The organism is Bradyrhizobium oligotrophicum, from assembly GCF_051168495.1.
GTDB lineage: Bacteria > Pseudomonadota > Alphaproteobacteria > Rhizobiales > Xanthobacteraceae > Bradyrhizobium > Bradyrhizobium oligotrophicum_A.
On sequence record NZ_JBNPVB010000001.1, the window covers coordinates 243,443 to 255,584 of the forward strand.

The 12,142-nt window shown below is 64.9% G+C and carries 7 protein-coding genes; 5 read left to right on the forward strand and 2 right to left on the reverse strand.

Going from position 1 to position 12,142, the window contains the following annotated elements:
* The 5 genes from ACQR1B_RS01100 (at position 1) to ACQR1B_RS01120 (ending at position 10,848) form a co-directional block, all read left to right on the forward strand.
* On the forward strand, positions 1–7,581 hold the full coding sequence (locus ACQR1B_RS01100) for a hypothetical protein (RefSeq protein WP_434832694.1): 7,581 nt from the start codon (positions 1–3) through the stop codon (positions 7,579–7,581).
* Positions 7,582–7,636: 55 nt separating this feature from the next.
* Complete coding sequence (locus ACQR1B_RS01105; protein WP_434832693.1) at positions 7,637–8,506, forward strand: hypothetical protein; 870 nt, start codon at positions 7,637–7,639, stop codon at positions 8,504–8,506.
* Between the two features lie 16 nt (positions 8,507–8,522).
* Complete coding sequence (locus tag ACQR1B_RS01110; RefSeq protein WP_434832692.1) at positions 8,523–8,720, forward strand: hypothetical protein; 198 nt, start codon at positions 8,523–8,525, stop codon at positions 8,718–8,720.
* A 367-nt stretch (positions 8,721–9,087) separates the two neighbouring features.
* Complete coding sequence (locus ACQR1B_RS01115; RefSeq protein ID WP_434832691.1) at positions 9,088–10,167, forward strand: IS5 family transposase; 1,080 nt, start codon at positions 9,088–9,090, stop codon at positions 10,165–10,167.
* A gap of 249 nt (positions 10,168–10,416) precedes the next feature.
* A complete protein-coding gene (locus ACQR1B_RS01120) occupies positions 10,417–10,848 on the forward strand; it encodes a dCTP deaminase domain-containing protein (protein ID WP_434871468.1) in 432 nt (143 codons plus the stop codon).
* A gap of 474 nt (positions 10,849–11,322) precedes the next feature.
* Here the strand turns inward: ACQR1B_RS01120 and ACQR1B_RS01125 are convergent, their stop codons facing one another.
* Together ACQR1B_RS01125 and ACQR1B_RS01130 are read right to left on the reverse strand one after the other, a co-directional pair.
* Complete coding sequence (locus tag ACQR1B_RS01125; protein ID WP_434832690.1) at positions 11,323–11,493, reverse strand: hypothetical protein; 171 nt, start codon at positions 11,491–11,493, stop codon at positions 11,323–11,325.
* A gap of 60 nt (positions 11,494–11,553) precedes the next feature.
* Positions 11,554–12,066 carry a hypothetical protein gene (locus ACQR1B_RS01130; protein ID WP_434832689.1) on the reverse strand — a complete coding sequence of 171 codons (513 nt, stop codon included), beginning with the start codon at positions 12,064–12,066 and terminating at the stop codon, positions 11,554–11,556.
* Between the last annotated feature and the right edge of the window lie 76 nt (positions 12,067–12,142).

Sequence of the window (12,142 nt, forward strand, 5' to 3'; positions counted from 1 at the left end):
ATGGCAGACTGGGGAGTCAGACTTCGCAGGGTCGTCCTCGTTGGACCGAGGACCGGAAAGGACAGCTTTCTGTGGACGGCCCGGCTGTCGACGGCGTTCAGTCGCGGCTCCGTGCCGGCGCCGACCGCCGGCGTGCGCGTGTTGTTGCAGTCGGACCGGACAGCCAAGCTTAGCCCGGCGGCGCTCTGGGCGAGCGGCGGTAACGATCAGGTCGATTTCCACGTGCCCCAATTGCTCCAGTTCACGCTGCGTGGCGAATACAACGAGCCGGATCACAACTCGGACGAACCGTTCGACCGCGACAGGCTCAGTCTCATCAATGCCGCGCCACAGCGCCTCAAGACGTTGTCCTCGGCCGGGCTGAAGCCGTTTGCGACGCCGACCGCCGTTCCGGTCTTCCGCGGTGATGCCGGTTCTGCAGACTGGCCGTCGCAACATCTGTGGGAGCCCGACAGTCACGGCGAAATCGAAGTGCCGCCGTTCCAGCTGACGGACGGCCGCATTCCGGTCTGCATCACCGGCGAGCGCAACGACAGTCCGGGCTCAGCGTCGCAATGGCTGGACGTCGCCAACAAGCTCGCCTTCGGCACGGTGGGCATAAACGTCGACCAGGGCGGCCTCGTCGCCGACCTCGTACCTGACGGCCTTGAGTTCGATGCCGAGATCCGCAACCCGCTCGCACCCTTCATGCGCAAGAGTGGGGCATCCGCTGACGAACTGAAAAAGCTGGAGCGGGTGCAGGTTCGCCTGCGGCTGGTCTATGCCGGCTACAAGGTCGGGACCGGGCTCGACGACTTTGCCGGCGGCCCCTATGCGCTCGACCTGGTTGGCCCGTCCGCCAGGGATGCCACTGCGCTGCCGAGGCTTTGCGCGGCCCTGTCGAGCATGGCCGAGATGCTGCGCCGGGAGGACGACGGGCGTAGTCCGCTCATAATGCGGCCGGATACGACCGATGGCATTCCGCGGTTGCGATGGTGGCTGAAGGACAATATGCGGCTGGCCGGACCGGCAAATGTGTATGGCGCGGATCTGGCCGCGTCCACCGCGCGGCCGTCGATCATCTCGGATCAGGTCGAAGGCGGGACGTTGCAATCCACCGCAGCGGTCGCCGCGCGCCGCGTCCGTTTCGAGCGCAAGGCGCTCGATCGCGACATGGAGATGCGGCTGATCGTGGCCGCGGATGAGCCAAACATCTCGGTCGACGAAGCGTTGCGCATCGCGCGCGAGCCGGTGATCGACATGACCTGGAACCGGCCGGGTGGGGGCGGCACGCCGGGCTTTACCGTCGCCATGCGCGGCGCCGCCGGTGCGGACATTCCGCTCGGCATCGAGCGCGCCGCCTTGCAGGACCGTCTCGGCACGCTCTATCGCACCGCCAAGGCGCTGCCGACGGATGTCGACCAAGCCCCGTTCGTCTTCATCCTGGTTCAGCGCGGCCTGCTCCAGCTCCCGCTGCCGCCGGCCGATGCGGACATCGGGACCGGCAACGACACGCAATCGTCGCAGATCGGCCGCGGCGCATTGATCGGCAGCATCGTCGCGCGCGTGGCCGGCGCAAACGCCGTGCCGCGATGGGCCGAGATCGATTCGGCAGCTTCGGTCGCCGTCACGGCCAGCTGGAAATACATGCAGGCAACGGGGCTCGGCCCGGTCGAAACGGTCGCGATCCAGGCCAAGGCGCCACGCGGCGGTTTGCGCGGGTTCGTTTGGGCCGCGGATTCGAGCCCCACGCCGACCGAGATCGTCCCGACCCTGCGCGGCGGGCCGGCCGCGGTCCGCGATGTCGAATTGCGCTTCGGCGAGGATGCCGATGCCGGGTTCGGCGTCTCGCTCGGCGCGTTTCGGACCGACGCGCCGGACACGCCCGTGACCGTCAAGTTTCAAGGGCCGATCCCAAAACAGACGCCGGTCGGCTGGCCGGCCATTGTGGCGACAGCCTGGCTTGGCCACGAGACGCTGCCGCTGGCGGCGTCGACCGACATGACGCGCACGGCGGCCTCCTCAACCGAGCCGTCACTCTCGCGCGAGCTCGTCGCCCACCGTCTTCGCAACGAAGAGGCCGGCGGCGAGCTGCGCTGGAGCGCCACGGCGAAGCTGTGGCTGCGGCAGTCGCGGCTGTCGTTCGATCCCGGCAGCGCGTTGGACGACAGCGGCTGGCCGTGGCCGCAGAGCGGCGCCGGCAAGCCCGGCTGGTCCGAGACGCCGTCCGTCACCATGGTGATGCCGACATTGCCGGGCACCGAGTTCGCGGCGGCGTCCCTCAGGGCGCTCAACCTCGCCGATATGCGCATGGCGCTGCGCTTCGATCTGCCGATCCTCGACGGCTATTTCGCAGCGGTCGCGCCGCGGCGTTCGACCGAAGCCGATTCCGATTCGACGGACAAGACCGCGCCGCAACCGCCCACCTCGCTCGATCCGGCTGCGCTGACGGCGGCCTGGATGGCCGCCGCCGACAGGCTGGCCTTGACGCGGACGCAGCTGGCCTACGCGACGCCATGGATCAGCGCCTCGGCCACCCCGGTCAATGTCGCGATCACGGGGTTGTACGAGCCCTACACATGGTCGCCGGCATTCGGGTTCGACCCTCGCGTCGAGATTGCGACGTTCTTCGCGCCGATCGGCATGTACAGCCTGTGGCAGGGCGCGGTTGGCGAGAAGGCGTGGGGCAAATCGGCGCTGCGGGGCGTGTCGGGCGTGTTCAAGATCAGCGGCGAGGCGCTGCAATGGTCGGGCCTGATCGAGAAGCCGAAACCCGACAGCGGTGAAGTCAATGCCACGGGATTTGCGATCGCCGCGCGCAGCGCCGACGGCAAATCGATCGACACACGCAATTTCGGACTAGCGTTCGCGCCATGGGACATGCCGAAGCCGCTCGTCTCGGGCGGACGGCTAGCGCTGCGGGCGGCGACGGTCAACAAGGCCGATTGGCAGTTCGCGACGCCCACGGAAGCGTTCGCGGTGAGCCTGCTCGGGGCGCACGGCAAATTCTGGTTCAGCAACTTGCCGCTCAAGGGGCTGAAATTCGCTGGCGCCGACAATCCGCTCGAGAGTGCGTCGGGGCCGGCCGCCAATTTGTTCGACGGCGATACGCTGCCGCTGTCGAACTATGAGTGGCGATTTTTCTGCGACGAGGGCGGCGCACGCGCTTTCGATGTTCCGCTCGGGCCGTATCGGTTCCGGCCGTTGCGGCTGTGGGCGGTGGAGTTCGAAAACCCTGCGGACGACAAGGTCGCGCTGAAGCGTGTCGTCATCGTCGGGCGGCTCGCGATGTGGTCGCCGACCACGACGGACGGCCCTTACGGCTTCGACGGCAATGACGAGCTCGGCAACATAGTCGAGCTGGGCCTCGAAGCGGGCGCCGGCGGCATGGCGGCGAAGACGCTGCGCCGGATCAGCGTGACGCGGGACAAGCTCGGCAAGATGTCGTTCGTCCCGGCGCCGGCGGCGCCGCTGGAATTCGAGCTGCGACCACCAGTCCATTGGGGCGTGTTTGGCAGCGGCGCCATCGACCCGAACAATCCGCAAGATGTGCGCGCGAGGCTCTCGACCGTGCTCCAACTCACGCTGGAGCAGGCCGCCGGCATCGATGCCAACGGGATCGTCTTCAGCGATGCGAGTTTGCGCGCGACGCTATTTGGAAGCGCGATCAAGCTGTCGGGCGGCGCCATCAGCGCCGACGGGCATACGCTGACCTGGACAGCACCGAAGGTGCCATTGGTGAAGGCCGGCATCACGCTGTGGCAGGTCGTCGTGAGCTGGCTGGCCAACCAGGCGCCGGAGATCCGCACGACCGCGTGCGCCACCGTCGCAGTTCGCGGCCATGAGGGCTCGGCCATTCGCGCGGTCGACTGGAGCATCGGCGATGCCGTCCGCTGGTTCGGGCTCGCGCTTCCGGTCGAAGAGCTGAAGATCGATCACGGGCGCGGCGCGCTGCTGGCCAGCATCGCCAAAACGACGCCGAGCGGAACGTTTATCGACGGGCTTGCGCTCGGAGACACCGTGACCGCCGGGTCTGTCGCGCTGGTTGCGCAGTTGCGGCCGGAAGAAGCCTGGCCGAGCTGGACATTCTCGGCGGGCCACGCCCGGTTTCGGGCCGAGGATAGGCACCTCGGCTTCACACTGTGCCAGCGGCTCGATCCGGTCGGAAACGCGCCTTTCGACATCTGGCGCTCTCGGCTCACGGTCGACCTTGCCGTTCGGCAAGCGCCGAGTCCAAGCGGGATCAAATGGCCGACCTCGATCACGGCGTCGCGGTCCGATGGCACGGCAGTTCCCATGGCGAGCGGTGGCATGATCGCCAATCTCAACGGCAAGAACGTCAGCCTCGCCGTCGCGAACGACATGACGCTCACGCACGAGGTCGCATTGCGGTTGCGCGGCCATCTGCTGCCGGCTGAGCTGCTGGCCGAGAATGCGACCAGCAAGACTTTCGCGCTTGCGGGCCCGTGGCGGGTCTTCGCCCTTGCGCTTCACACGCTGTCCGCGGCTGACGGCAGGCGGCTGGAGTGGAAGTCGCTGGATCATGTGGCGATCTTCGACCTGCGCCGGACGATGATGGATGCGCGGGCGTCCAACGGTGGCAAGCCTGAATACGCTTTCGCGGCGCGCTACCTCGGTATTCCACCGGCCGCAGGTGTCAAGCATCCGGGAATTGTCGAGCGTGCGCTGGCCAATGCCGGCTTCCCGATGAAGATGATCGCCCAGGCATTTCACGACGAGACGCTGCCCGTCCAGCCGGTCCTGTTCGCAGTGGGCGCCGGTGTCACCCGCAGCCGGATCGGCAAGATGGAGGGGGGAGTCGTGCTGGCAATGCCATGGGTTTACGGTATTGTCGGCGCCGCGCTTCCGGACCTCCTGAGCTTCGACCAAAGCGGCAGCGGTCCATGGGAGGTGTCAGACGTCGACTATGCGGCCGGCCTGCCCGCAGGGCTCGGCGGCCGCACGCAGGCCCACACGCTCGAGAACGAGAGCGAGGCGAGCATTCATGCCATGCTTGCGGCCGGCTTTGCGCAATCCGGCCCGGACGCGACGTGGCACTGGAAGGCGCTGGTGCCGGTCGACCAGTCGTTCGCCAAGGCCTTGCCCGGCACGGCACTAAGCAAGACGCCGCTGTGGATTCACGCGATGATCGCGGTTCGCGAATTGTGGCAGAGCGCGGCGCCTCTGTTCGCGGCAAGCCGGGTCCAGCTGCTGCGGCCCGATGTCGTCAACCTGATCCCGTCGGGCGACACCGACGGACGCGCGGTGGCGCTGGCGCTCGCTGACCCGCCGGACGCCGCGCCAAGCGCGCTGCCGCAGGCGATCCGCATGCTGGCCGTCGGCCGGTCCGCGTCGATCCGCCCGAAACTGCGCGACTTCAGCAGCCAGAGCGCGGACTGGTCGCAATTGCCCGGGCGGGCACGCGACGGGCTGCTCGATCCGCTGATGGTGGTCGCGCAGCTGAGCGCGTCGCCCGAAGCGCAGACCGCCGCGGCGCGTGCCCGCACGGCGACTGCCGACGAATTCGAGGGCGCCGACGAGTTCGATCTTGATTGGCCCTATGGCGACATCATCAGTGCGGCGGACGATTTTGGCGTTGCTGCGGTGACATCGCTGCGGCGCCTTGACGATGTCGTCTATCCCTCCGGCGCGCTGGGCTGGCCGTCGGCGGCCCGCATCGCCGAGCTTTCCCGACTCGCGCCCGGCATCGGCGATGAGGCGATTGTCCGCAATGAGAAGGCCGGCGTCAGCGGCCGCGTCCGCAGCCACGCCTGGCCGCCGCGCGCGCTCGGTGGGGAGGCGTCCGCACCCGATGCGATCTTCCTGACCATGAATGAACGTCCCGTGTTCGAGCGTCCCAAACTGTCGCAGCTGGTCTCGCAGGCGGCCTTGCATCTGCTGCCGGCTCCGCCGCGTCGGCGCGTGCCGTTGAAGAGCGATCTCGACGACGTCCTCAAGACGCGTGCGCCGGTCTATCCGGGGCAGGTGACCCCGGTACATGACGCGCTGCCGATCATTCCTCCCGGCGTCGAGCATCTCACCGTCGGACAGCGGCCAGGCACGCTCTATGCGACGCGCGACGACGCGACGATTGCGCTGACTGACGATGCGGGCGCCTTCGATCCGCAGTTCTCGCGCTTCGGCCGCCCGGCCGCCGCGGGACCAGCCGTATTGCGTCAAGGCCGCACGCCGCGCTCAAGCGCATTCCCGCGGACCAACAAATTGCCCGAGCGCCGCCGCACCTTCGTCGCGCAAGACGAGACGTTCGGGACGCCGCCATCGGACGAACTGTCTCCATTCCGCTGGATGGCCGGAACGGCCGCGCTGTTGCGCGATGAGAGCCAGATTTCCGAACGCAGCCTGCTGTTCCGGATGAGCACGCCGACGGGCGGCATAATCGACGCCAACTGGAACGGGCGGATCACGATCGATGTCACCTCGGCCTCGGCCGACGACTATGCTGGGCTGCTCGCTCTCGTAACCGCTCTCGCCGCGCGCCCAAGTCTCGACGGGCTGATGCCGATCCTGTCGATCGGACCGGCGGTCTATCGGCTCACGCTCACGTTGCCGACGCAGACGGACCCGCCGCTCAAGTTTGTTGCCGATCTCGCCTCGGCCGATGCCGATTCCGTGCGCAGCGCGTTGCGAACGGCGACGGCCGACACCCGCATTGCGCTTGCAATCACCTTTGCCGCGCCGCCGGGCGCCGGCGAGCTCGAATCGTGGCGACCGACCGTGTCGCTGCCGATGGCGCTCGCGCCGCACGACCGTCCGGCCTTCCCGGTCGCGCTTGCGACATTGCTGTTTGCGGATCCCGCATACGACCGCGAGTTGGCCGGACCGGCGCTGCAAAAGCACAGCAACGAGGGCAGCACGCCCTGGCTGATCGCGATCGACCGCTTCCAGTACGACCGCGCGACGCGTGTGAACTTTGCGTTCGGCGAGATTGATCCCAAGAGCGGCCTGTTCATTCCGCCGAATTCCGTCACTCGCAGTGTCGCCTTCAAGATCAAGCCCGCAGCCGCCCGCTCCGACCTTTCGCCGCCGCCGCGCCTGATCGCGATCCGGGGCAGGCCAGGCGTAGGTTCGCCGAAGACGATCAGCTACACGGCGATGACGGCCCAACATTACAGCGTTTCGCTCGAGCAGTTCGTCGAAACGCGGTCCGACGGCACCAACATCGTGGCCGATGAGACGACGATGGTCGTCTTCAATCCGGGAGATCAGCTGGAGATCTTCGTGCTGGATAGCGAGCTGACCGTCAGCGCGCTGGTCGTTGCCGAGCCGGTTCTGGTGCCGCCGCCGGCCGTCTACGCATTGGTGGTGATCGACGGCTACGAGACGCAGACTCGGCGCTATGCTCACGGCGGAGTGCCGCTGTTTGCGTCGGGGCCCCTGCCGCAGGTGCTCGAATATCCGGACATGGTCGGCGATCTCGCGCGCGGCTTGGTAAAGCGTCGTGCGATCTTCCAATGGAATTACGGTCTCGAGGGCACGCCCGCGCAAGGCGACGGCGCTCCCCGCGCCACGCTCGTCAAGATCGACCGGTCGGGTGGGGGGCAGGTGCCGGAAAGCGCCATCGACTTTTTCTTCATGACGTGATGGCGGGAGTTGAGGCCGATAGTTTGGCGCCATGACCAAACCGGAGAGGGGTTCTATGAAGAAGGCGAAGGCGGTGACGAAGAACGCGGTCAAGTCCAAGCGGCAGACCGGAGCGAAGCGGCCGGGCAAGCCGAAGCAATCGTCCAGTGCCGCGGCGAAGGGGAGACAGGCAAGACTGCAAGCGAGCGGACAAGACCTGTCGATGCGCGCGCTGCTCCGCCGCATCGAGATGCTGGAGGAGGCGGTCGACAGGCTGCGCGGGAGCCAGATCCATCAGGATGCGCATAAACGCCTGCAGCAACACGAGCTGTCGGCGCTTCTCATCGCCCAGGACAAGTTCGTCCGGACCACCGCCGACGGCTGGCTGTTGGTGATGATATCGGGCGCGCGCTCGTCGCTGCCGTCGGGGTTGAAGGTCTCGCTGACGAGCACCTCGGGCGGGCGGGACGCCGGCACAGTGCTCGAAGGCGTCTTGGCGGGGGCCGCCTTCGACGTCTCCTCCGGAAATCTCGATGCGAGCTCCAGGCGGCTCGCCAATCTCAAAATGGACGTCAAGCGCAGGGCGGCCGGTCCGGTCAAGATCGACGGGATCAGCTACGAGCTTGAATTGAACATCTCGTTCAGCGAGGGCGGGACGCCAAAGAGTATCGGGCCGTTTGCCGCGAAGACCGACCAGACCAATCCCCTTCCAGTGGGCAGTCATGATGTCGAGATCGCCGACTTTCCACACGATCTTGGCGAAGGCTATGGGCCGCACGGCAAGGTATGGTTTCGTATCGGACATCACGGCGACCGCTATGTACACCCGGGCCGTGTATCCGAGGGATGCCTCACCTGCGCGCCAACGCAATGGGAGCAGATCTATCCGGTGTTGAACAACTCGCGCAGCGACAATATCAGTATCGGAACGCTGGTCGTGCACTGATGGTCGGAGACGTGCGATGAGGCACGTGTCTATCGCCGTGCATGCCAGCGCGCTGAGCGGGATGCCACCATCTTTGACGGCAGCCGCGTTCGCGGACTATCTTGAGGACGATGTCGGGCTGGAGTCCGGTCTTCCCGCGCTGCAGGAAGTCGTCTCCCGCATCGATGCGGTCGAGTTCGGCAGGTCCGGCCTCGATATCGACATTCCGATGTGACCCGAACGCCGCTGAAGGCGCGCGACTTTGTCAAGCGCGACGGCATCTGGCTGATACGGATCAGGGGCGCCAACGCGAAGAGCAGCAGCTGCCGCGACGTCCCGCTGCACAGCCACCTGATCGAGACGGGGCTGCTCGACTACGCGAAGTCGCGCGGACAAAACCGCTGTCCTACGACCCCGAGCGCAGCCGCGGAGGCAAGGATTCGTCTCCCCACTACAAGACGGTCGGCGAGCGCCTCGCGGAGTGGCCCGACGCCTCTCGCGAACGAAGAATTCTCCCTCTAAGCTCTAGCAGTCCGCTGAAAAACTACCGTTTTTGTCGGATTTTCGTGATTCACTGATCTTAGCGAGTCTCGGAGGCGCGGATGCGGGGCAAGTTCGAGGATCAGGGCGGGCTGTTTTCGTACGTTTCGCCGGAGGCGCGTGTTCCAAAGGATCATCCGCTGCGCAAGATCCGGGAGCTGGTGCGAGACGTTCTTCGCGACCTGAACCGCGCATTGGGCGCGCTCTACTCGAAGGAACGCCGCCCCTCGATCCCGCCCGAGCAATTGCTCAGCGCTCTGCTGCTGCAGGTTTTCTACGGCATCCGCTCTGAGCGTCAGCTCATGGAGCAGTTGGACTACAATCTGCTCTACCGCTGGTTCGTGGGGTTGGCGCCGGACGATCGGGTGTGGGACCCGACGACATTCACGAAGAACCGTACCCGGCTGGAAAACGGCGAGGTGTTCGCCAAGTTCATGGCGAAGCTACTGAACCATCCCGAGGTGAAGCCGCTGTTGTCGAGCGAGCACTTCTCGGTGGACGGCACGCTGATCGAGGCCTGGGCCTCGCATAAAAGTTTCCGGCCGAAGGATGGCTCGGACGACGGCAACGATGGTGCGAACTTCCACGGCCAGAAGCGCAAGAACGACACCCATGCCAGCGTGACCGATCCCGACAGCCGACTGTATCGGAAGGCGCAGGGCAAGGAAGCCCGACTCTGCTACATGGGCCACGTCACCATGGAGAACCGGAACGGCTTGGCGGTCGATGGGCGGGTCACCCATGCCAACGGAACCGCCGAACGCTCCGCGTCGGAAGCCATGCTCAAATCCAAAGCCAACAAGGATGGCCGCCGCATCACCGTGGGCGAGGACAAGGCCTATGACACCGCCGAGCACGTCGCCAAGCTGCGGAAGATGAATGTCACGCCGCACGTCGCCCAATACAACAGTGGCAATCCCAACGGGCGCCAGAGTGCCATCGACGATCGCACCACCCGGCACGCCGGTTACGGCATGTCTCAGACATGCCGGGCCATGGTCGAATGCATCTTCGGGTGGGGCAAGCAGCACGGAACCATGCGCAAGACCAAGCACCGTGGTCGCGAACGCGTCCTCGGCGACTTCCTGCTCAACCTGATCGGCTATAACCTCGTTCGGATACCCAAGCTGATCGCCGCATAACACCGTCCCTCGCGGGCGGACGGTCTTGCGATCCTCGCAACGCCCCCGTCGGCTCAGACTTCAAAAGTCAAACCGTCGGCCTCATGTCGGTTCTTCAGCGGACTGCTAGCGTTGTCGAGCGTAGTGGCGGCCTGGTAGAATGCTTCGTTTCAACATACTGCCGGAAGGACCACGCATGCGAGCCTCGGTAAGGGCCCGTCCGATCGTCAATTTTACGGACGATCGGCTTGTCGCCTGGATGCTGACCCGCTGCGGGTCCAGCTTTGGCCGATTTCCGACGACAAGCAGGGCAATGCCTCGCTGGACATTCGCCTGGGCCGATGGTTCCTCACGCTGCATTCCACAAAGTTGAACGAGCTCAATTTCAATGAGGGGGCTCAGGAGGAGGAGCAACGATACGCCCAGAAGCGCTTCGTTCGGTTCGACGGCCAGTTCTATCTGCACCCGGGGCGGCTTCTGCTCGGAGCGATGCTGGAATGGATCTGGATGCCGAACCAATGCTGCGGAGCCATCGTCGGAAAGTCGTCGTTCGGTCGTCACGGTTCTCATCATCGAGACCCGCGCCGGTCGTCCATTCCGGCTTCTCCGGATGTCTCACTCTGGAACTGGCCAACGTCGGCGAGATTCCGGTCGCGCTTTGGCCTCGCATCCCCAATCGGCTATCCTGCCACCCCGCCGTAAGAAGTTGCACGCAAATTCCAATAGATCTGCTGCACCAACTCGGACTAACGGCACATCAGCCTCAAAGATTCGATGTGCAAGTCGCCCGGGATCGTTCGCCGTTTTCCGCTACAATCCGCCGCTCTGATGTGGGTGAAGCAACGGGTAGCCAGTACGAAAGGCCGACTAAGCAACTGAAACAGTATGGTAATTTCAATTGCGTATGCGGACACTCTCTCCTCTGGATTGGAGATGCTGGTCGGTAACCCTTCAAAGGTCGACTTGGCTCGTGAATCAGGTGAGGTCAGGGCCTTTTCTCATCACGAGAGCTGGCACGAGGGCGTACAGCCATTGGTCCGGGCTCTTTCCACTACTGTCACTGGCCTAATCGCCGCCATCAGTTCACCTGGTCGCCTGGGAGCATCAGCCAGCCCTAGATGTGGGTCTCTTCGGAGAACGCCCAACTATAACTGGATTTTAGAGAATACTACTCGGCTAAGACCGCTTGGGGTCTGTCGCCGACGTGCAGTTCGGATCGCTGCGATATAATGGCGTCTCAAGTTCAGCCGTGCGTTCGATAATGCTGTGGACCATTGTCTCGCAGTCGAGCTGCGTCAGCTCAAGAATGCCGCGTTTGCGCAGTTCATCTTCGAGGATCGCAGCCATGATAGATAAGATGTGCAATCGCGTTCTCCCATTCCAAGTGCGCCTTAATGCGTGGTGTGACTATTCGCCGTCGTCCCAATTGCGAACTGGCAACGGAGTGCGGGCAACGTGGCAGACTGCTTCGATCAGGAGGCGAACCGCTCGGGCATCCCAGTCGATCTGGTCAATGGGGTGCTCCCACCACTGGGACATCACATAGGCCGCATGGCGCGCCTTTACGCCTAATCCGGCAATCGTGCACGCTTGTGTCTGCATGATTGCCCTTTCGATGGGATCGAGACGGGTCAGAACCATCTCGATCTGACTCGTTATGGCCTCATCGCAGGTGTTCGACCGGCTGCTTGGCTTTTTCAGTAACGATCCAGGCCCCTCAAGGGCGGACTCACGACATTTCGTCCGATTGCCGCGCAACTGCTCCAGCGACAGCAGCTCTGCCGAAATAGCGTTGAACTGCCGCTCAAGGGCGATGAGTGCGGCATCGGAAGCGGAAGACGCCGGCTCATCGAGAGACACGGACTTGGCGCCCTCACAATCATTTTCAAGCGGACGGATATCGGCGCGGGTTTCACTCATCGGATCATTCCGCGTGCTTGCGCCTTGCGCCATCCGTGAAGTATGGCTGCCCAAGCGATATTGGGGCGACGATGAT

Coding starts and splice junctions, on each gene's coding strand:
- ACQR1B_RS01125 (WP_434832690.1), bottom strand. CDS start 11,493: ATGGCTGCGATCCTCGAAGATGAACTGCGCAAACGCGGCATTCTTGAG.
- ACQR1B_RS01100 (WP_434832694.1), top strand. CDS start 1: ATGGCAGACTGGGGAGTCAGACTTCGCAGGGTCGTCCTCGTTGGACCG.
- ACQR1B_RS01110 (WP_434832692.1), top strand. CDS start 8,523: ATGAGGCACGTGTCTATCGCCGTGCATGCCAGCGCGCTGAGCGGGATG.
- ACQR1B_RS01115 (WP_434832691.1), top strand. CDS start 9,088: ATGCGGGGCAAGTTCGAGGATCAGGGCGGGCTGTTTTCGTACGTTTCG.
- ACQR1B_RS01105 (WP_434832693.1), top strand. CDS start 7,637: ATGAAGAAGGCGAAGGCGGTGACGAAGAACGCGGTCAAGTCCAAGCGG.
- ACQR1B_RS01130 (WP_434832689.1), bottom strand. CDS start 12,066: ATGAGTGAAACCCGCGCCGATATCCGTCCGCTTGAAAATGATTGTGAG.